This window comes from Fibrobacter sp. UWB15 (assembly GCF_900177705.1).
GTDB lineage: Bacteria > Fibrobacterota > Fibrobacteria > Fibrobacterales > Fibrobacteraceae > Fibrobacter.
The window spans coordinates 290,845-309,569 of record NZ_FXBA01000001.1 but is presented as its reverse complement, the minus strand read 5'-3'; the positions used below and the strand labels follow the sequence as shown (position 1 = coordinate 309,569).

17 protein-coding genes and 1 tRNA gene are annotated in these 18,725 nt (G+C 50.4%); 10 read left to right on the top strand and 8 right to left on the bottom strand.

The features are described from left to right. The first annotated feature begins 22 nt into the window (after window positions 1–22). Genes B9Y58_RS01310 through B9Y58_RS01295 form a run of 4 tightly spaced genes read left to right on the top strand, consistent with a single transcriptional unit; the run spans window position 23 to window position 4,362 of the window. Window positions 23–877: an outer membrane protein assembly factor BamD gene (locus B9Y58_RS01310; RefSeq protein WP_073053611.1), complete on the top strand. Its 855-nt coding sequence runs from the start codon at window positions 23–25 to the stop codon at window positions 875–877. A 45-nt stretch (window positions 878–922) separates the two neighbouring features. Beyond that, a complete protein-coding gene (locus B9Y58_RS01305; RefSeq protein WP_143154619.1) occupies window positions 923–1,744 on the top strand; it encodes a hypothetical protein in 822 nt (273 codons plus the stop codon). Beyond that, window positions 1,744–3,321 (top strand): CehA/McbA family metallohydrolase domain-containing protein, encoded by a 1,578-nt coding sequence (locus B9Y58_RS01300; RefSeq protein ID WP_073053607.1) that lies wholly within the window; start codon window positions 1,744–1,746, stop codon window positions 3,319–3,321. Before B9Y58_RS01305 ends, B9Y58_RS01300 begins: the two co-directional genes overlap by 1 nt. A gap of 9 nt (window positions 3,322–3,330) precedes the next feature. Continuing rightward, window positions 3,331–4,362, top strand: coding sequence for a rhomboid family intramembrane serine protease (locus B9Y58_RS01295; RefSeq protein ID WP_073053605.1), 1,032 nt, complete (start codon window positions 3,331–3,333; stop codon window positions 4,360–4,362). A gap of 117 nt (window positions 4,363–4,479) precedes the next feature. Here the strand turns inward: B9Y58_RS01295 and B9Y58_RS01290 are convergent, their stop codons facing one another. Beyond that, entirely contained in the window at window positions 4,480–5,163 is a 684-nt protein-coding gene (locus B9Y58_RS01290; protein WP_073053604.1) for a tetratricopeptide repeat protein, read from the bottom strand. 109 nt (window positions 5,164–5,272) lie between these two features. Here B9Y58_RS01290 and B9Y58_RS01285 point away from each other — a divergent pair. The 3 genes from B9Y58_RS01285 (at window position 5,273) to B9Y58_RS14520 (ending at window position 6,648) form a co-directional block, all read left to right on the top strand. Further along, window positions 5,273–5,345: transfer RNA gene (locus B9Y58_RS01285), tRNA-Thr, on the top strand. Between the two features lie 150 nt (window positions 5,346–5,495). Continuing rightward, on the top strand, window positions 5,496–6,476 hold the full coding sequence (locus tag B9Y58_RS01280) for a hypothetical protein (protein WP_073053602.1): 981 nt from the start codon (window positions 5,496–5,498) through the stop codon (window positions 6,474–6,476). 16 nt (window positions 6,477–6,492) lie between these two features. Beyond that, window positions 6,493–6,648, top strand: coding sequence for a hypothetical protein (locus B9Y58_RS14520; RefSeq protein ID WP_158278299.1), 156 nt, complete (start codon window positions 6,493–6,495; stop codon window positions 6,646–6,648). 109 nt (window positions 6,649–6,757) lie between these two features. On the opposite strand, the gene B9Y58_RS14320 is transcribed toward B9Y58_RS14520, so the two are convergent. The 5 genes from B9Y58_RS14320 to B9Y58_RS01255 all read right to left on the bottom strand — a co-directional run bounded on the left by B9Y58_RS14320 (window position 6,758) and on the right by B9Y58_RS01255 (window position 12,685). After that, the gene (locus B9Y58_RS14320; protein ID WP_143154618.1) at window positions 6,758–7,441 is read right to left on the bottom strand and encodes a hypothetical protein; all 684 of its coding nucleotides are present in this window, start codon (window positions 7,439–7,441) and stop codon (window positions 6,758–6,760) included. Between the two features lie 170 nt (window positions 7,442–7,611). Further along, on the bottom strand, window positions 7,612–9,387 hold the full coding sequence (locus B9Y58_RS01270; RefSeq protein ID WP_073053599.1) for a DNA repair helicase XPB: 1,776 nt from the start codon (window positions 9,385–9,387) through the stop codon (window positions 7,612–7,614). An 86-nt stretch (window positions 9,388–9,473) separates the two neighbouring features. Continuing rightward, window positions 9,474–10,217: a YebC/PmpR family DNA-binding transcriptional regulator gene (locus B9Y58_RS01265; RefSeq protein WP_073053597.1), complete on the bottom strand. Its 744-nt coding sequence runs from the start codon at window positions 10,215–10,217 to the stop codon at window positions 9,474–9,476. Window positions 10,218–10,246: 29 nt separating this feature from the next. Further along, window positions 10,247–11,047, bottom strand: a complete 801-nt coding sequence (locus B9Y58_RS01260) for a hypothetical protein (protein WP_073053595.1) — start codon at window positions 11,045–11,047, stop codon at window positions 10,247–10,249. Between the two features lie 24 nt (window positions 11,048–11,071). Beyond that, window positions 11,072–12,685, bottom strand: coding sequence for a phosphohexomutase domain-containing protein (locus tag B9Y58_RS01255; protein WP_073053593.1), 1,614 nt, complete (start codon window positions 12,683–12,685; stop codon window positions 11,072–11,074). Between the two features lie 195 nt (window positions 12,686–12,880). Between B9Y58_RS01255 and B9Y58_RS01250 the strand changes: the two genes are divergently transcribed. The 3 genes from B9Y58_RS01250 (at window position 12,881) to B9Y58_RS01240 (ending at window position 15,222) form a co-directional block, all read left to right on the top strand. Then, on the top strand, window positions 12,881–13,390 hold the full coding sequence (locus tag B9Y58_RS01250; protein ID WP_073053592.1) for a hypothetical protein: 510 nt from the start codon (window positions 12,881–12,883) through the stop codon (window positions 13,388–13,390). 67 nt (window positions 13,391–13,457) lie between these two features. Beyond that, complete coding sequence (gene dapA, locus B9Y58_RS01245) at window positions 13,458–14,414, top strand: 4-hydroxy-tetrahydrodipicolinate synthase (RefSeq protein ID WP_073053590.1); 957 nt, start codon at window positions 13,458–13,460, stop codon at window positions 14,412–14,414. Between the two features lie 109 nt (window positions 14,415–14,523). Beyond that, on the top strand, window positions 14,524–15,222 hold the full coding sequence (locus B9Y58_RS01240; RefSeq protein ID WP_073053588.1) for a hypothetical protein: 699 nt from the start codon (window positions 14,524–14,526) through the stop codon (window positions 15,220–15,222). Between the two features lie 325 nt (window positions 15,223–15,547). On the opposite strand, the gene B9Y58_RS01235 is transcribed toward B9Y58_RS01240, so the two are convergent. Together B9Y58_RS01235 and B9Y58_RS01230 are read right to left on the bottom strand one after the other, a co-directional pair. Further along, window positions 15,548–17,032 (bottom strand): DUF1846 domain-containing protein, encoded by a 1,485-nt coding sequence (locus tag B9Y58_RS01235; RefSeq protein ID WP_073053586.1) that lies wholly within the window; start codon window positions 17,030–17,032, stop codon window positions 15,548–15,550. A gap of 114 nt (window positions 17,033–17,146) precedes the next feature. Continuing rightward, entirely contained in the window at window positions 17,147–18,523 is a 1,377-nt protein-coding gene (locus tag B9Y58_RS01230) for a GGDEF domain-containing protein (protein ID WP_073053584.1), read from the bottom strand. Window positions 18,524–18,725: the final 202 nt, after the last annotated feature.

The following is an 18,725-nucleotide window of genomic DNA, read 5'->3' as shown; positions in this document are numbered from 1 at the left end:
TAGAATTAACCAAAGAAAAAAAATGAACCTGTTCAAGAATATTCCCTTATTCCTTTGTATTTTAGCTGAAACTGCATTTTTGGTAGGTTGTTCTTCTAGCGGCAAATCCAAGATGAAACACACTGAGTGGTGCCGTATTCGCTTTGAAGGTGCAGAGGAACTTTTCAAGAAAGAAAAATATGGCCGCGCCACAGACAGACTGGAGGAAATTCTTTCGACTTGCGCCGGCACGGGCTATATGGAACAGGCTCAGTTCTTGATGGCCGAAAGCTATTTCAACATGGAAGAATGGATTGACGCCCGCGGTGAATACGGAAGCTTTATCTTGAACTTCCCGGGTTCGCCCTTTATCGAGACAGCCGAATTCCGTAAGGCCATATCGTCGTTCAACATGGAATTCCGTGTGAGCCGTGACGAGGCGAACACTACCATCGCCATGAAGGACTTCGAACGCTACCTGTCCAACTACCCCGATTCTCCGCTTCGCGATTCGGTAAACTACTACTACAACCTGCTTGTTGAACGCTTGGCCGAAAAGGAATTCCAGACCGCAAGACTTTACCTGCGCATGGACAAGTACCAGGCTGCAGTGATTTATTTCAAGGAATTCCTGGAAACCTACCCCAACAGTAAGCGCCGCACCGAAGCATTGTTCATGATTGCCCAGGCCTATAACGAACTGGACCAATTTGAAACCGCCAAGCTTTACTTGAACATCGCCCGCAACGAAGCGAACCCCGACGACAAAAAAATTCAAAAGCAGATTGCAAAGACCGAAAAGAAAATCGACAAGGCCGAAATCGCTTTTGCCAAACGCATGAAAAAGGATTCTCAGAAGAAGCGTTTCTTTAAGGAAGACCGCGAAATGCAGAACTAATGGTTTGTAGGCCGTAGACAGTAGGAAGTTGGAAAAAATCAAACGGTGAAAGTTCTTTTGTACATTCTCCTTGTGGCGATTCTTGCCACATCTGCGATGGCCGCCGAAGAAACTTCGACCCGCGACCGTTCCAGGCTTTCCATTTTCTTGCAGCCAGCCGTTTCTTTTTTGGATTTTCCCGAACGCGAATACTTCCAGAACGCAATCGACACGCTGTACCTAAGTTTTAGGGAAGACGCCCTCACCGAAAGTGAATCCTTGAGTGTCGCCAAGCAGGACTTTCAGAAGGTAAACTTCTGCTTCCCCATCTCGGCCGGATTACAGTACCAGATTTTTCGGGATAACTTCATCAGCGCGGGCGTCAGTTTTATCTACGACAACGAATCTGTCGTACTTACCGACCGAAAGAACCGCAGCCACAATTACAGCTACACCATTCAAGGCATGCCGTTTTTCTTAGAATACCGTCTAGGCATTCCCAAGAACCTTATGACGCTTTCGGGCGAAAGCCTCTTTAGTGTGGCCGTGCGCTGGTACTGGGTACTGCCCGGCACCGAAATTTACTCCACCTGGGGCAGAATGGAAGCCAAAACGCCCCTGCTGGGAGCAGGCTTTGGCGTAAGCGTCGGCTACTTGATCGCAAACTGGAAAAATTTCAACATTTACGGAGATATCGGATTCAGCAGCATCAAGGTTGAATCGAACAAGAAATTCTCTAGCATTGTTCCTGATGGTCCCGAAAAGAAGGCCAAATGGAACATCGGCGGACTCACGATGCAGGTGCGTATCGGCTTTGGGCTCTGGAACGAACCGGAACCTAAAGAAGATAAAGACGACGATGATGACAAGAAATCCCCGGAGGAATAATGAGTCTTATTCCTGGCGAGAAGTTGCATTACGCCGAAACGCATTTTAAGTTCAAACTCCCGTGGTCGTTACTGTACAGGCCGTGGCCCGAAATTCTGGTAGATGCACCCTTTCAATTTGTTCCCGGCGTAAAACCGATGCTGTGGATTGTGGTGCGAGACGCCCAACGGTTTCCGACTCTAATTGAAAAGATGGAAATCAACATCCAGGGAACCGATACAGACTCTAAAAATATCCCAGAAAGATCACTGGACCTGCAATATCGCGCAACCGAACAATTCTGCTTTTACCAGATTTATTTAGGCACCCTCCCCGCCGGAAATTACGAAATCCGTTGCAAGATTCTCGCAAGACGAATCGATTCCAACAGCGGAGCCGATTTAGGCAAAACAAAAATTTTTGAACGGTGGAATCATCCTGGGCTCAAGTCTGTTCCTCTAAAAATTCAGGTACTTGCCGAAAAACCGCCTAAGGCCCCGGGATTTGTCGCCGGCGAAATGCATTGCCACACGTACTATTCAGCAGACCATGTGGAACACGGCGCAGAGCCTGCCGTATTGCAACAGGCGGCCAAGGCTGTCGGGCTTGACTTCGTGAGTTGCACCGACCACGCCTACGATTTTGCCTACACCACCGAAGATTACACCAAGGAAGCGGACACTCCGCTCACCCGCTTCGACGCCCTGCGCGAAGAAGTCCGCGAACTAAATCAGAATGCAGATATGCCACTTATGATTGCCGGCGAAGAAGTTTCGGCAGGCAACTCCAAAGGCGAAAACGTGCACATGACGGTACTCGGGCCAGAATGCTATTTGCCAGGTCTCGGCGACTGCGGACGCAACTGGCTCGACAACAAGCCGACATTCCGTATTCCGAAGTTGCTCGAAATGACAAAGGCGCATTGCTTTGCCGCCCACCCGATGCAGCCCATAGGCTACCTCGAAAAATTCATTTTCCGCCGCGGCTATTGGAGCCACAAAGACTTGAATCTGGATACGAACCATAAAATTCGAGGAATCCAGTTCTGGAACGGTATTCGCGACGAAGGCTTTAAGCTTGGAAGAGAATGGTGGATCGAGGAACTCGGCAAGGGGAATTACTTGCTCCCCATCGGCGGAAACGACGCGCATGGAGATTTGAACGATACGACTGCCGTCGCGATCCCACTCGTATCGCTAAAGCATAGTCGCGACCATGTTTTCGGGAAGGTGAGAACGGTTGTTAAAATAGACGAGAGAGGATTATCGCTTGAATCACTCAACGAGGCTTTCGCAAGCGATAACTGCTACATTACCGATGGCCCAGCCCTCTGGTGGGAACGCGGCGAAAAGAAGGTTACCTTCCACGCCCGCAATACGCAAGATTTCGGCGGAGCCTTCCGCTACATCCGCATTTATGGCAGGCGCCGTAGTAACAGCGGGAAGCTCGCCGTCCAAGAAAGCATCTGTATGGAAAGCCTAGTCTTGCCGCCTTCTAAAACGGACATTACCGTAAATGCTGACGACTTTGCCTACTTGCGCGCCGAATGTGAAACCGCCACTGGCAAATTTGCGATGACATCCGCCGCCGTACTTTAGGAGAGACTCATGCCACGATTCATGTCGCCCATGCGCCCCCGATACATGCGTTCTCCAGCGGACATTCCCAAAGAAGGCCTGCAGGTACAATCCATAACGGCGACACCCGAGGCTCCGAAAAACGTCGCATCCATAAATGCAGCCGCAAACGAGGATTCGCACGAACCGCAAGAACCTGAATATCCTGAAATTGTCTGCGTGTCCGAAGGTACGTTCCGCCAGATTCGCGATGACAGCCTGGTACTCCTTTCGCAAGGAATTTCTCACCGACTGTTGCGCAGTATCGAAGGCCCGTTTCTGATTTTCGTCTTGCCCGAACACGAAGAGTTTGCACGCCTACAGCTCGCCCTTTACCGCAAAGAGAATCCTCCCAAAGAAGAAAACCCGCCGATTCCCTTGAGCTTTAGCCTGCAGCCCCTATGGGTTTTACTTGCACCGACTATCGCCACGTTGATTGATTTTACAGACAAAGTAAATCTTCATTCACACGGAATCTCGGATGCCGGCAAGGTCCTTAAAGGAGAATGGTGGCGTACCCTCACGGCACAGACCTTGCACGGCGACGTAAGACACTTGGCTTCGAATTTAATTTGCGGCTACATCGTGATGAACATGATTACCTTCCGCATTCCGCTGCTGCGGCTTGCGCCGTTTATCGCGATTGCGTCTGCAATCGCGAACCTGTGCGTTTCATTGACGGTGCAGACGAACTTTCGCTCGCTCGGGTTTTCAACATTCGTATTCGCTGCCATCGGCTGCCTCTCGGTGATTGAATTCAGGCTTATGCCCAAAGAAACCCACGGTCTGCTCCGGCGTTTCGCACCGCTTTTCGGCGCAGCATCGCTTGCCGTATTCCTCGGACTCGGTGAAAACGCCGACATTCTCGGTCACGCCTACGGCTTTATTGCAGGACTCTTCTGCGGGTTCATACCCAGCAAAAAGGCGCTCCGCTGGGGGACGCCGCTTTCTACCATCGACGGAATCGGCCTGTTGCTTTACTACGCGTTCTACATTGTCGCGTGGAAAATGGCGATGGCATAAAAAGCCGCACGAAGACCCGTTATTTACACATACAAAAAGGCGGTCTTAGACCGCCCTTAAAGTAAATTTCAATTTCTTTAATTAATTCCGAAATCCGAGTTCCGTATTCCGAACCAACTAGATGTTCAAGAACTTCTTGGCCTTATCAGCATAAGCCTGGTTGTCACCGTAGACCGTGAGAATGCGTTCTGCAGTCTGCTTGGCCTTGTCGGCAGCACCAAGTTGCTCGTAAACGAGCGTGAGCTTCCACATGGCATCAGCTACCATCGGGACCTCGTCCACCGGTTCGTCCTTTTGGTAACGGTCTTCCTTATCGCCCGTACGCTTGGCAAATTCAGCAATGTACTTTTCAAGGAGACCAGCAGCGGCAGAATAGTCCGCTTTTTCAATCTTCACAGAGGCAAGACCGTGCATGGCAGCCGAACGGACCAGAGCCACAGAGCCAGCGTTATCGAGGCTCTTCTGGAAGAACACTGCAGCGGCATCAAAGTCGCCAGCCTGGTACTTGATATTACCAGCATAGAGAGCAGCCTTGGCCAGTGCCACACCAGAAAGTTTGCCGGAATTAATCTTGGATTCGAATTCCACGAAGGCAGAGTCCTTCTGATCTGCATAAAGGAGCGTCATGCCCGGTCCGAGAAGTTCGGCCTGTTCAGCTGCGGCAGCCTTACGATAGTCACGGAACTGCACCACGCCCACCACAATAACCATCACCACCACGAGGGCTGCAATGACCTTGGAGCCATGTGCGACAAAAAATTCCTTAATTTCAGAATTGTTGGTATTCGATTCGTTAGCCATTTTTTTGGTCCATGTTTAAATTTTTGTGTTCCAATCATAGAAAAATTTTAATGTGTTGTCAGCACACCTTGACAAAACACCCCCCTTTTGCTAATTTTGCGCCTACCATGCCACTCTAGCTCAGCTGGTAGAGCAGCTGATTCGTAATCAGCAGGTCGGCAGTTCAAATCTGCTGGGTGGCTCTAAAGCCCTGGTTCACAAGGAACCAGGGCTTTTTTGCATTTTAATTACGCATTCTTTACTTTTTTCATACAACGTAATTTTTTATTGCAAAAACCCAATTATTTTTCTCAATTTCGCCTCGCTTTAAGCAAATTAACATAGGGTTAATCATGAAGACAAAGATTCTTTTTAAGACGACTGCTGCAGTCGTTACCTTTGCAGCATTTTCATCCGTCGCTTGGGCAGACGAGCCTAAGCCCGACTGCGAGTTCCCTGGTGGCGCCTATTACGATGCAACAAATACACTCCGTTTGGAATCGTTCACCGATGACAGCGCCAAAGTCGAAATCAGTAACGAAGCCGCTCAGTGCGTAAATAGCAAAACAAGCGAATTCAAGCTGATTGTGGCACGTAACACGGCTCTCGCCGCCAATTCCACTATCGTTCTTCCGGCTAATTTCAAAATCCAGAACGATTGTGTCAAGCTCTATGAACCTGTCGAATTTTCTACTGATGCCGAAGGCAACTGGAGCGTCACTGCTTCGCACCTGAAGGGCGAAGGTGATGGCAACAAGCCCATGCTGATGATTACCGACACAGACAGAAATGAATGCCAAGACATCAAGGACATCGAGTTTACGGGACGCGAATTGCGTTCTACAGAACATGCAGTCACCTATGTTTGGCTTTACAACAACAAAACTCAGAACAACGACTGGTCCCTTGAAGGAACCTACTCCTTTATCCGTTGGGAAAAGGACAATGCCGAATTGGGCATGGTTTACGGCTACGCCGCCAAGGAAAAGGGAAAAGTCACTCCAGGGCAGTTTGTCCAAGTCGGTTCCAATGCCTACATTCCGCCTCTGCGCGCCTATCTCAAGTACATCGGCAAAGAACCTCTATCCCAAAAGAACAAGGCTCTCGCCAAGACTGCTGAATCGGCACAAGACAACGGGCAGGTTTTCGCTCTTCCGAAAACGATTGATGTCCACCTCATCGAAGACGACGGCACAACCAGTCTCGCGAAGTGGAACACTGCAACCGGCGAAATCAAGAAGTTGAATCACTGGTACGATCTGAAAGGTCGTAAGTTCCAGAACAAACCCACGAACAACAGCGTGTTCATCAACAAAGTACGCGCCAACCACTAATTTGGGGGACAGAATAATGAAAAAGAGAGAATATTTCGCACCGAAAATGGAAATCATCCGTTACAATCACGAGACAGTCCTCCTGAGCGGAAGCGGCGAAGCCGAATGCGACAGCGAATACTGCGACGAACTGGGCTTTAATATTCCTGAAGCCAACAACAAGAAAGTCTAACCGATATTCCCGAAGTTCCCTGATATTTGGGAAAAGAAATCCCGCTCTTGGAGCGGGATTTCTTGATTTTACTGGACTTTGTAAAGTTTAACCTTGGCCTTTTAACCGGCTACTGCAATGTCGTGTTTTCGGTGCGACAGTATTCAGTGGAATCTCGTTCGAACGGAATGATTTCGGTTCTCATGACTTCCATTTTGCCGTTGCTAGCCGTCACGGAAACAATGAGGCTGTAGACGCCGCATTCGGTGAATCCCGGATCCAGCAAGTTGATAGACACGTAGACAGAATTCATGGAATTCAAGTCAATGGCGTCCAGCGTGGGGGTGAGAATCGGGTTGGAATTGACCATCACAGGAGCGATAGTCATGTTATTGACATCATTACCCTTAGCGACTTTAAATTCAATACCGATAAAGGCTTTGTAGAAAGAGCTGTCCATGACGGTAGTGCCACCGGCAAGATCCAACATGAATTTTCCCATGAAACGCACTTCATCGCCAAACACTCTTGATTCAAACTCAGTGGCTTCGATAACAAAATCGCTCTGATTAGGAGCAACAATCTCACTGTTACTTGAATTTTCAATAAAACTACTAGACGAAACCTCCTCCGCAGAACTGCTCAAAAGTACTTTTGAAGAGCTTGATGCTGGTTTTTCGTCCAGCTTTGCGGAACTGCTAGATTCAACTTCATCAGCATCGGAAGACGACAAAAGCTCGGACATTCCATCTGACTCGACTGACGAAGAATCGTCAGAGCACCCCACAAACATAAACGCAGCGACAAGACTCATTGCAGCAAAGCAGCGAACAACAAATTGATGCCTCATAATCATCCCTTAGTAAATTGATTATACCACCACAAATGTAGCCAACGATTTAACAACGTCAAGGATTATTTTATACCGAAAACAAAAAATCCCGTTTTTTCACGGGATTTCTCTAGACGAAGTTAGAAACGAGGCTACCCTCGAGCGGCTAATTCTTCTGGCGTACGGGCTAGAATATCCCAGTCGCCGCGCTTGATAATCTTGTAGGCGTAACCTTGTTCGGTAAGGAACAGCTGGCGGTTCATGGCGAATTCCTGTTCCTTGGAATCCTGCGTCACGATGCTGTAGAAATGCGCCGCGCCACCGTCGCTCTTCGGGCGGAGCACGCGACCGAGGCGCTGGGCTTCTTCCTGTCGGCTACCGAAGGTACCCGAAATCTGAATCAGCACGTTGGCATCGGGCAAGTCAATAGCGAAGTTACCCACCTTCGAAACCATCAAGTTCTTCTGCGTTCCGTTACGGAAGGCGGCATAAAGCTTTTCGCGGTTCTTGTTCGGCGTCTTACCCGTAATCAGCGGAATCTGCAAATCTTCGGAAAGGGCTTCGAGCTGGTCGATGTACTGGCCAATGATCAGCACGCGGTCATCGGGCTTGTCGAAGTACTTGAGCAGGCGTTCTACGATGTCCGTCTTTTCGGGATTTGTAGATGCCAGCGTAATCTTTTCGCGGACAGGCGCAAGCGCATACTTCATCTTGAGTTCCGGTTCCATCGGAATGCGGATTTCGTTACAGTCGGCAGTTGCAATCCAGCCCTGGGCTTCCAGAATACGCCACGGAATGTCGTACTTTTTCGGGCCAATCAAGCTGAACACTTCGGTTTCCTTGTGGTCTTCGCGCACGAGCGTTGCCGTAAGGCCCAGGCGGCGAGTGGCCTGCATTTCAGTACTCAAGCGGAACACCGGAGCCGGCAGCAAGTGCACTTCGTCGTAAATCATGAGGCCCCACTTCTCCTGACTGAACAGCGGGAAGTTGGCAAGTTCCTTCTTGACTTCTTCTTCGGTCAAATCGTCGATATCGGCATCGGCTTTTTCGTCAGCCTTCTTGGCACGCTTGCGCTGCGTCAGAATCTGGTAGGTCGCCACCGTCACAGGACCGATTTCCTTGACTTCGCCGGAATATTCCTTCACCTGGTCAAGCGTCAAGTCCGTCTTGTCGCAAATTTCGCGAATCCACTGACGGCTAGCCGAAATGTTCGGCGTCAAAATCAAAGTCTTAGTTTGTACCAAAGCCATCGTGGCAAGGCCAATCACCGTCTTACCCGAACCGCAAGGCAGCACAATCACGCCAGAGCCGCCCTTCTCGGAACCGCTCGCGTAGAACACCTGGGCAGCTTCTTTCTGGTAATCGCGCAGGGCAAAAGGCTTTCCGCCCACAGTCGTTTCGCGCAGGTGAATCGGAAGCGGATCGCCCACGGTATAGCCGGCCAAGTCTTCGACCGGGAACCCGGCGTTGGTAAGCGCCATCTTCAAGTGGCCGCGACGTTCCGGATCTACTTCAGCATGCAAGTCATCGATAAAGTGAAGCACGTACGGCTGCACTTCTTTAAGGTTGCAGATTTCGGTGAACATGTACTTGTCATCGGATTCTACAATCAGCTTGTCGCCTTCTTTTTTCAGACGAAGCAATCCGTAACGAGACATGTAGTCTTCGATTTCGGTCACCACGGATTCCGGAATCGGGAACCGGCTCTGGCTTTCGAGACGTTCGAGCACTTCTTTCGCACGGAGCCCGGTTGCCGCGGCATTCCACAGGCTTAGGGGGCTAATCTTGTAGGTGTGTAAATGTTCTGGGCTCTTGACCAATTCGGTAAACGGTGCAATCGCATCGCGAGCCGCTTCATAAGTGGGGAGATCGACCTCCACCATGATTTCCATATTACTCTGAACAATAATGGCGCCATTCGGATTCATAGGCGCCAAATTTAGTAAAAAAAAGTCTCCCGCGTTTAAGCGGGAGAACAAAGATATCTTTAAATAAGAAGATTAAGACTTACTGACTACTCAGCGTCCATATCGGCTTCGTCGATTTCGGCGTTGTGGTAAACGTCCTGGACGTCGTCGTGGTCTTCGAACTTGTCGATGAGCTTGAGGAGCTTCTGGGCATCTTCGTGACCGAGCTTCACCGGGTCGTTGGCGACGTAGGTGATTTCAGCACTCATCATTTCGATACCGGCAGCTTCGAGAGCCTTGGAAACGGCATCAAAGGCTTCCGGAGAGGTGGAAATTTCATGCACACCGTCTTCGGTGCTCATATCTTCGGCACCAGCTTCGAGCACGAGGTCCATGACCTGGTCTTCCGGATACTTTTCTGCGTCAACGATAATCACACCCTTGTAGGTGAATGCCCAAGACACGGAACCGGATTCACCCATGGCGCCGTTGTTCTTGTTGAAGATGTTGCGAATTTCGGCAACGGTACGGACCTTGTTGTCGGTCAGGCACTGCACCATGATGGCAATGCCGGCCGGGCCGCGACCTTCGTACAGCGGTTCCGTCATTTCGGTACCGGAGTTAGCACCCGTACCCTTGGCAATGGCGCTTTCGATATTCTTGGTCGGCAAGCTCTGGCTCTTGGACTTGAGGATTGCCGCACGCAGACGGGGGTTTGCGTCGGGGTTTCCGCCGCCGAGCTTAGCAGCAATGGAGATTTCCTTGATCAGCTTGTTCCAAGCCTTGGCGCGAGCAACGTCAGTCTTGGCTTTCTTACGTTTGGTGGTGGCCCATTTGGAGTGACCTGACATAGATTACCTCTAGTTGGATTAGTTTAAAATTACTTTTTTTTCAGCTGGCAGCGACGCTTTTCCTTGACCGAAAGACTCGGGTCATCACATTCATCGCTTACTTTTTTTTTCTTTTTCTTCTTAGCGACCGGAGCAGCCTCGGGTTCTGCATCGACGCGACGCTTACGCTTATTCATCGCAGCATCATCTTCGACCGGCCTTGCCTTTTTCTTTTTCGGGGCGACATTTTCGTCAGCCTCTACGCGGCGCTTGCGAGTCGTAATCGTCGATTCGTCATCCGAATTATCGGAGCTCTTTTTCTGCATCGCACGGAGTTTAGCCTTGTCGAGCGGGTCGGCGGAGGCCCTGGTAATGGCCTTGTCATACTTACCGCCCCACACGTTACCAAGAAGCGAACCGGATTCCAGAGCATCCTTCAAAATGCCCATGGCCCATTCGTCATTTGCCGGCGGCAAAAGCTTAAAGCGCAGGTTACGGATTCGGGTCGGTTCGTCTTCAAAGTAGAGCATCATGTCAAAGAAGCCCACCTGGTATTCCTTGTTGTCGGAGCCAACGGCTGTAGACGGAACATAGGCAAGCATCGCATAGACATCGCCATCGAAAAGGCCCGTGATCAAGGCATCGCCGTCACCGCCCGGGGCCTGCACTTCACCGTCAGCCTGGAAAGCCCACGGAGCGACATCCACCGTCAAGCGGAACTTGTGATAACCCTTATTGGCCTTTTTCAGCTTGAGCAGCGCACCCGAAAAAGCCTGGAACTCAGGCTCCAGCGTCTGCGCCGAACAAACCGCAGCAAAAACCAAACAAAGCAACACTATAAGTTTTTTCATAGGAACCTCCCTTTGAAAAGCTTATTAATTCTTGAAGAACAGAGCCTTGGCAGCCTCGAACATCGGATCCTTTTCATCCGGGTTGCGGCATTCCGTATAGATACGGACCTTGGGTTCCGTACCGGACGGACGCACCAGCATCCAGGAGTCGTCGTCGAAAATAATCTTCACGCCGTCGAGCGTCAAAAGCTGCTTCACGGTCTTTTCGTTGTTACCGACCATGACCTTTGCACCCGGCTGGGCGATGGTAGCGATGGCGTCGACCTTGGCCTTCAGCGGGGCACCCACGAGAGACTTGTCCACTTCGAAGCCCGAACGGGTCGGGTAGAAGCGGCCATATTCTTCGTACAGGGCGTCGAGGTATTCGCCGAGGTTCTTGCCAGTCACCGCCATGATTTCGAGAGCGATGAGGAGGCCGAACTGGGCATCCTTTTCGAGCGTGTTGTTCAGGCCAGAAATACCGTCGGATTCTTCGAAAGCCACGAGAGCCTTCTGCTTCGCATTGCGGCTGAGCCACGGGCGGAAGTTCTTGAAGCCCACCGGAGTTTCCATCACAGGCACGCCGAGCTTTTCGGCGATGATGTTCACAAAGTTAGAGGTAGCAACGGACTTAGCCACGCAACCCTGTTCCTTGCGCCAGGTAGCCATGTAGTGGAAAGCGATAGCACCGAACTGATTCATGTCGATTTCGCGCGTGCCGTCGTAGAAACGGATACGGTCACCATCCGGGTCAAAAATGGCGCCCAGGCGGAACCAGCTCTTGCTTTCGTCCAGCACCTTGCGGACCTTCTCGAGGTTCTTGCTGGACGGTTCGGGGGCGATGCCGCCGAACAGGGAGTCGTCTTCGTTACGGAGCGTAATCAGGCATTCCGGATTATCGAGGAGGGCGGCCGGACGGCGACGGGTAGAGCCGTGCACGTGGTCACAAACGAGAGTGAGGCGGCCCTTCTTGATGAATTCCTTGATGCGGTCGAACTTGATGGTTCCCTGCTTCACGAGGAATTCCTTGTAAATCTTGAGGGAGTCAATGATTTCCCAGTCAACCTTGCCCACCGGTTCAAACTTCCAGGTGGCCATCATTTCGTTGCTGAGCTTGGTAATGACGTTCGTGATTTCCGGACCTGCAGGACCGCCGTCGGCCGGGTTGAACTTGATACCGTTGTAGTGGCTCGGGTTGTGGCTCGGGGTCATGTTGATGGAGCAAGCGGCACCGAGCATCTCGATGCAGGCGCTGAATTCCGGAGTCGGCATTTCGCCACCGTAGTAGACCTTCACGCCGGCCTTGGCAAACTGGTCAGCCACGGCTTCGCAGAATTCGTGACCGAGCAAGCGGTTGTCGTGGCCAACGACCACGCCACGTTTCTGGAGTTCGGCAAAATCCTTCACGCCGAGAGCTTCGAACAATTCAGGAGTAGCTTCCTTGTACAGGCGCACGATAGCGGCACCCACGACCTGCAGATTGCGGAGCGTAAATTCAGAGCCGATTTCGCCGCGCCAGCCGGACGTACCAAAGCTCACCTTGGCGGGCTCCTGGGAGGTCAGTGCGACTTGCTTTACCTGTTCGACCAGGCCCATATCGGTAGCCGGGTTGAATTCGGGGGACTGAATCTTTTTCCAAATCTGGGTAATGTTTTCCATAAGGGTTCCTGTGTTTGATTTTTTTGCAGAGAAAAGATAGAAAAAGTTGGCAAAACACAGGATTTTAAACCTATAGAAAGGGGCAAGTTTTCCCCTGATTGCAGCCCGCAAAGCGGTCTTCCATCACCCCTTCGAGCGGGGGCACCCCGCAACGCCCCCACAAAATCACATTACAGATTTTGTTAAATTACGAACATGAATCATTTTTTATACAAAGTATTCTTTTCCTTGATTTTCCTCTCAACATTCTGTTTTGCCCAAAACGAGCCCCCAGTAAAACAGGAAGTCGATTCTGCCGCCTACTATGAACAACTGTACCAGTACAATCTGGACAAGTACAATTTTGACAAGAAAGCGGCTAACATTGCTTTGATTACAGCAGGGGTCTCTATAGGACTGGCGATGGTGTCAGGATTTTCAATCACCTTTTACGTTTTCGAACAATATTCCGAAGGCAACAAAAGTCCGCTTTCCATGTCACACCCATGGGCAGTCACAACATTTATATTATGCGGCATCGGGGCCACCTCTGCCTTTGTTTATGGCGGATTTGAAATTGCGGCCGCGGTACGAAAGGACAACTACTCGAATTACAATATACGGCGAAAAAAATACTCCGTACGGCAAGCTACAAAAGTAGGTTTCGCCCCGATTGTAGACCCGATAAACAAAACTTACGGCGGAGCATTAGCTCTAAATTTCTGAAATAACCACAACAATTCACCGCCTACTGCCTACCGCCTACTGCCTACTTTTATATATTTACAGCACTATGCAGATTACTAACGCTTCTCAACTTACTGGTGTTTTCCCCGCGTTGTTCACCCCGCTCAAGAACGACGATCCCAAGAACCTTCGCAACTCCATCGACTACAAGAAGATGGGCCAGATGATCGACGACGTGATCGCTAACGGCGCAAGTGGCGTGCTCCCTGCCGTGACCACGGGTCAGAGTGCGACGGTTTCTCCACAGCAGCACCTCGATGTTATCAAGTTTACGCTCGACTATGTGGACGGCCGCGTGCCCGTGATTGCCGGTGCCGGTTCCAACTGCACCCGCGAATCTATCGAGATGATCGAAAATGTCCAGAAGATTGCCCCGGTGGCAGTCCTCTGCGTCACGGGTTACTACAACAACCCGCCGCAAGAAGGTCTTTTGAAGCACTACCGCACGCTCAGCAGCGAAACGGGCGCCAAGATCGTGATTTACAACGTTCCGGGCCGTACCTCCAGCTACGTGCACCCCGACACCTTGATTGAACTTGCCGAAGACAAGAACATCATCGGCCTCAAGCAGGCGGTCGAATTCGGCTTTGGCGAAAAGTTCCACGAAGACACCATGCGCGTCATCAAGGAAACGAAGGGCAAGGACTTCGCCGTCATGAGCGGTGAAGATGGCTTGTTCGCAGACCTCCTCGAGATGGGCGGCACGGGCCTCATCAGCGCTTCGGGCAACATTCCTGAAGCCACGAAGACGTTCGTGGACCTGTACAAGGCTTTCCAGGCCGGCGACAAGGAGAAGGCGCACAACCTGCAGAAGGACGCCCGCGACTTCATTGACATCACGTTCTGCCGCAAGAACCCGATTCCGCTGGGCACGCTGTTCAACAGCCCGCTGTTCCAGCCGCTCGTGAGCGTGAAGGATACCGCAAACGGTGCAGACGCTGTTGCCCGCATCATGAAGTTGATTGAAGAAAAGGCCCCGAGCCTCAAGAAGTATCATGTTTAGTAGACAGTAGGAAGTAAACAGTAGACAGGCATAATTTGGCGGCAAAGCCGCGACTATAACTCTTCCTACTTCTAACTTCCTACTTCCAACATTTTTCCAGGAGAATCCAATGGCTAAGATTCAGAAATCCATCAGTGACGAAATCTGCGACTACCTCAAGAAGCAGAAGCTCTCCCCCATTCCCGTTCAGACCTTGAACGAAGACATGGAAACCACCCGCTACTTCGGTGGCGACCTCAAGGAATTCATTGCCGCCGCCAAGACTCTCGGCGCCAAGGGTATCTTTGTTGAAACCCTGTACCTCGAGGAAGACGAATTCTACTACGACAGCGGCATGGACGACGAAGAATACGCCGCCCTCTATGGTAACGATGACTGCTGCTGCAACGGAGAATGCAAATGCGGCAAATGCGACGACAAGAAGAGCAAGAAGAAGGCAAAGGATGACGACAGCGATGTCGACGCCGTTTACTTCGAACCCGAAGATCTCGACGGTCTCGACCTTACGCTCCTCAAGCCGGAAATGGCAAAGTACCTCGACCGCATCGGCGAAGCCTGTGGCGCACGCCTCACCGTTCCGGGTGTTGACCACCTCGAAGTGGAAATCTTTGCCGACTGGTACGACGATTTCGCCGAACTCGTAGACGAAGCTTCCGAAGCAATCGAAATCAATCCGACCGACACTCTGAAGCAGGCTCAGGCCATTTTCGAAGCCGAAGAAGCCGAACTCGCTAAGGCCGAAGACAAGAGCGTCAAGAAGATTGCGGTACACCCCCCGAAAAAGACCGCAAAGTCTAAAAAGAAGTAGTAAAAGTCGATAAGACTTTGCTCTCGCCGACACGACTCGTTAATACGAGTCGCTTACGGCTCACGGAAGACCGCAAAGCCCAAGAAGAAGTGGTTTTTAACAAACTATTTCAAACAAAGTTTAAAGGTCGCGAGAAATCGCGACCTTTTCATATAAAAACATTTTCCTAGAACGTTGGATTAGCGAGCATAGCAAGGTCCTAATCACTATCTTGTAGCGGAAACAAGTTTCCGACAAGATAGGATTACGACATCCTTCGACGAACAATGAACAGAGCTCATTTCCCGCACTAAAGTGCGGAGTCTCAGTAGCCGCAGCCCCTTAATTACCCGTGATAAAGCTTACTCGTCTGATACGTCGGTTCCGTAGTCAAGTTCACACCCAATCGGCGGAACACGCCCACGTCGACCTGCGAAAGAATCACGCTGGAATGCACTTCGCAGTGGCGAAGTTCCGGGAGCTTTTCCATGGCAATTTTCGCATTATAATCCGTGAGGGCGCAAACAGAGAGGGCCACGAGGACTTCGTCCATGTGCAGGCGCGGATTCTTGTGGCCAAGCTGCTTGGTCTTCAAGTTCTGAATCGGTTCAATCACCATCGGCGAAAGCAGGCGCACTTCGTCAGGGATGCCGGCCAAGTGCTTCAGCGAATCCAGAAGCATTGCAGAAGAGGCTCCAAGCAGCGAGGACGTTTTACCCGTAATGATAGCGCCATCGTTCAGCTGGATTGCTACAGCCGGGCCTTCGGATTCTTCGGCCTTCTTGACGGCAGCCGCAATCACGGGGCGGTTTGCAGTGCTGATCTGGGCCTGTTCCATAATCAGTTCCTGCTTGTAAACTTGATCCTTGTCGGCGTTGCCCTTACGCACGTCGCAAAGCGTGTTGTAGTAGCGGCGGATGATTTCCTGGCGGGCGGCTTCGCAAACGGCGTCGTCATCGACAATGCAGTTGCCGGCCATGTTCACGCCCATATCGGTCGGACTCTTGTACGGAGATTCACCGAGAATGCGGGTAAACAGGGCGTTCAGCACCGGGAAGATTTCCACGTCGCGGTTGTAGTTGATAGTCGTCTGTCCGTAGGCTTCCAAGTGGAACGGGTCAATCATGTTCACGTCGTTCAAGTCGGCGGTGGCGGCTTCGTATGCGAGGTTCACCGGGTGCTTGAGCGGAATGTTCCAAATCGGGAAGGTTTCGAACTTGGCGTAGCCGGCCTTCACGCCACGCTTGTTTTCGTGGTAAATCTGCGAAAGGCACACAGCCATCTTTCCACTTCCGGGACCAGGTGCCGTCACCACCACAAGTTCGCGAGAGGTTTCGACAAATTCATTCTTGCCGTAACCGTCGTCGCTCACTACCAGCGGAATGTTGCTCGGGTAACCCGCAATCGGGTAATGACGATAAACCTTGAGGCCAAGATCTTCAAGCTTTTTCTGATAGGCAACAGCACTCGGCTGTTCCTGCCAGCGGGTCAGCACCACAGAGCTCACGTACAGGCCATAGCCACGGAAGGCATCAATCAGGCGCAAGACATCTTGATCGTAGGTAATGCCCAAGTCGCCGCGAACCTTGTTCTTTTCGATATCGCCGGCGTTAATGGCGATAATGACTTCGGCCTTGTCCTTGAGCTTTTCAAGCATGCGGATTTTACTGTCGGGCGCAAAGCCAGGCAACACGCGGGATGCGTGATGGTCATCGAACAGTTTTCCGCCAAATTCCAGATAAAGTTTTCCGCCGAACTTCGCAATGCGCTCGGCAATCTTTTCGGACTGCGTCCTCAGGTACGCGTCGTTATCAAACCCTACTTTAAACATCTTTTTTGTCCATCTAGAAAATCATAAAAATTATCTGCACAAAAATAAAAAAAAGAACGTCATTGCGGGTAATGCTATGACGTTGCAATCTACCATGAAGAGCACGGCAAGGCTCTAATTAGTTACTTTGGCTCCAATCGATTGAATAATCGTTCCGATAATTTCATCATGCCCATTCTTCATGCGCACTTTGTTTTTATACATGAGCGCATCGGCTCGTTCAAAGACAGACGAAACATCCTTGTCATGTTCCTTGTCAAATACAGAAATTCCACAAGCAACCACAACCTTATGTTTGTCAGCGTTTTTCTCAATCGCTTCAGTAAATTCCTTTTCCAGCTTTTCACGGTTTTCGAAATCGGAACCACGCAGAATCGCAACAAATTCATCGCCACCAATACGGAACACCGGGCTATGGGCAAAAGTCTGGCACACAAGCCTACTGGCCGAGCGAATATATTCGTCACCGGCAATGTGCCCCAGCGTGTCGTTCACCGTCTTTAAACCGTTTACATCGCACAAGGCAATTGCGAATTTCACGTTTTCGCCCGACTGGATTTGCTGGTTCAGTTTAGATTCAAATTCACCATATGCGGTCTTATTCTTAATCCCGGTCAAATCGTCGCGGCGCGCCTTTTCGTAAGCAGCACTCACCTCTTCCCTGATTTTTTGTTCGCGGCGAACCTGAGCATCAATATTGGTCACGCTGATAACAACATGCTTTTTATCGGCATAAACCGCCACCATGTTTACATACAAAGGTCCTTTCGGAGTGTTCAGGCGGTACGTCAACGAAAACACTCCATTATCATCAAGTTCCTTTAAAAGCGTACGCCTATCCAAAGCATTCACAATCAAGGGAATATCTTCTTTGTAAATGACGTTTAAAGCATCCTTTTTCAGCTGGTTAAAGAAATCTTCGCCTTCGAGTGCCACGCTCAATTCGCAGAACACCCGTTCACTCTTGTACAGCGCATAATGGTTCGTATCCAAATCGACCATATAAAGGGCGTCGTAGCGTTCGGCAAGGGCCATCACGATTTGGCCATAAAGTTCACTCTTGGTCGCTTTCTGTTCAAGAGCCAAGCGCTCACGTTCCTGGGTATCGATATTGGTCACTCCAATAATCAAGTAATTGCGTTGTTCCGCACGCCCAAGAACCACCTTCATGGAATACCAGACAGGTTTATCCCCTGCCATAATACGGTACTTTCCTCTAAAAGCTTTACCGTCTTGTACCGAGGCAATCAGCGAATCCTTGTTGGCAATGTTTTGACCAAACCATTCCCTGTCGCCTTCATAAACAAACGTCTCGAGGTTTACCCGGCAATCCGCCCAAAAATTGCTGGTTTCACTCAATTCCAGATTTTTATGATTCCCGCCAAATGCGAACATGGCATAGTTGTCACTTTCGATATCGACAAAAAACACGCACTCGTAATCAAGCGATAGAGCAAGCGACACATCATTAATGGACAAAAGCGAATTCATAAACAGGTCCAAAGCAGAATCAAGACATCTTTAAAATAACATTATTTTAACAAGAGGGCATTGCAAATAGAATTTTTCTACAAAAAAATCTAGATAAGGCCGCCTTCCGACAAGAGAATGCTCATACGTTCACTTCGAATTGCGCTTTAAGCGCCCTAAACCCCATTTATGTCTTGATTGTAATTTTCTTGGAAAGCAATAA

Excerpts from the sequence above, each read along its gene's own strand:
- B9Y58_RS01310 (WP_073053611.1), top strand. The coding sequence starts at position 23 with ATGAACCTGTTCAAGAATATTCCCTTATTCCTTTGTATTTTAGCTGAA.
- B9Y58_RS01255 (WP_073053593.1), bottom strand. The coding sequence starts at position 12,685 with ATGGAAAACATTACCCAGATTTGGAAAAAGATTCAGTCCCCCGAATTC.
- B9Y58_RS01280 (WP_073053602.1), top strand. The coding sequence starts at position 5,496 with ATGAAGACAAAGATTCTTTTTAAGACGACTGCTGCAGTCGTTACCTTT.
- B9Y58_RS01270 (WP_073053599.1), bottom strand. The coding sequence starts at position 9,387 with ATGAATCCGAATGGCGCCATTATTGTTCAGAGTAATATGGAAATCATG.
- B9Y58_RS01295 (WP_073053605.1), top strand. The coding sequence starts at position 3,331 with ATGCCACGATTCATGTCGCCCATGCGCCCCCGATACATGCGTTCTCCA.
- B9Y58_RS14320 (WP_143154618.1), bottom strand. The coding sequence starts at position 7,441 with ATGAGTCTTGTCGCTGCGTTTATGTTTGTGGGGTGCTCTGACGATTCT.
- B9Y58_RS14520 (WP_158278299.1), top strand. The coding sequence starts at position 6,493 with ATGAAAAAGAGAGAATATTTCGCACCGAAAATGGAAATCATCCGTTAC.
- B9Y58_RS01230 (WP_073053584.1), bottom strand. The coding sequence starts at position 18,523 with ATGAATTCGCTTTTGTCCATTAATGATGTGTCGCTTGCTCTATCGCTT.
- dapA (WP_073053590.1), top strand. The coding sequence starts at position 13,458 with ATGCAGATTACTAACGCTTCTCAACTTACTGGTGTTTTCCCCGCGTTG.
- B9Y58_RS01260 (WP_073053595.1), bottom strand. The coding sequence starts at position 11,047 with ATGAAAAAACTTATAGTGTTGCTTTGTTTGGTTTTTGCTGCGGTTTGT.
- B9Y58_RS01250 (WP_073053592.1), top strand. The coding sequence starts at position 12,881 with ATGAATCATTTTTTATACAAAGTATTCTTTTCCTTGATTTTCCTCTCA.
- B9Y58_RS01265 (WP_073053597.1), bottom strand. The coding sequence starts at position 10,217 with ATGTCAGGTCACTCCAAATGGGCCACCACCAAACGTAAGAAAGCCAAG.
- B9Y58_RS01300 (WP_073053607.1), top strand. The coding sequence starts at position 1,744 with ATGAGTCTTATTCCTGGCGAGAAGTTGCATTACGCCGAAACGCATTTT.
- B9Y58_RS01290 (WP_073053604.1), bottom strand. The coding sequence starts at position 5,163 with ATGGCTAACGAATCGAATACCAACAATTCTGAAATTAAGGAATTTTTT.
- B9Y58_RS01240 (WP_073053588.1), top strand. The coding sequence starts at position 14,524 with ATGGCTAAGATTCAGAAATCCATCAGTGACGAAATCTGCGACTACCTC.
- B9Y58_RS01235 (WP_073053586.1), bottom strand. The coding sequence starts at position 17,032 with ATGTTTAAAGTAGGGTTTGATAACGACGCGTACCTGAGGACGCAGTCC.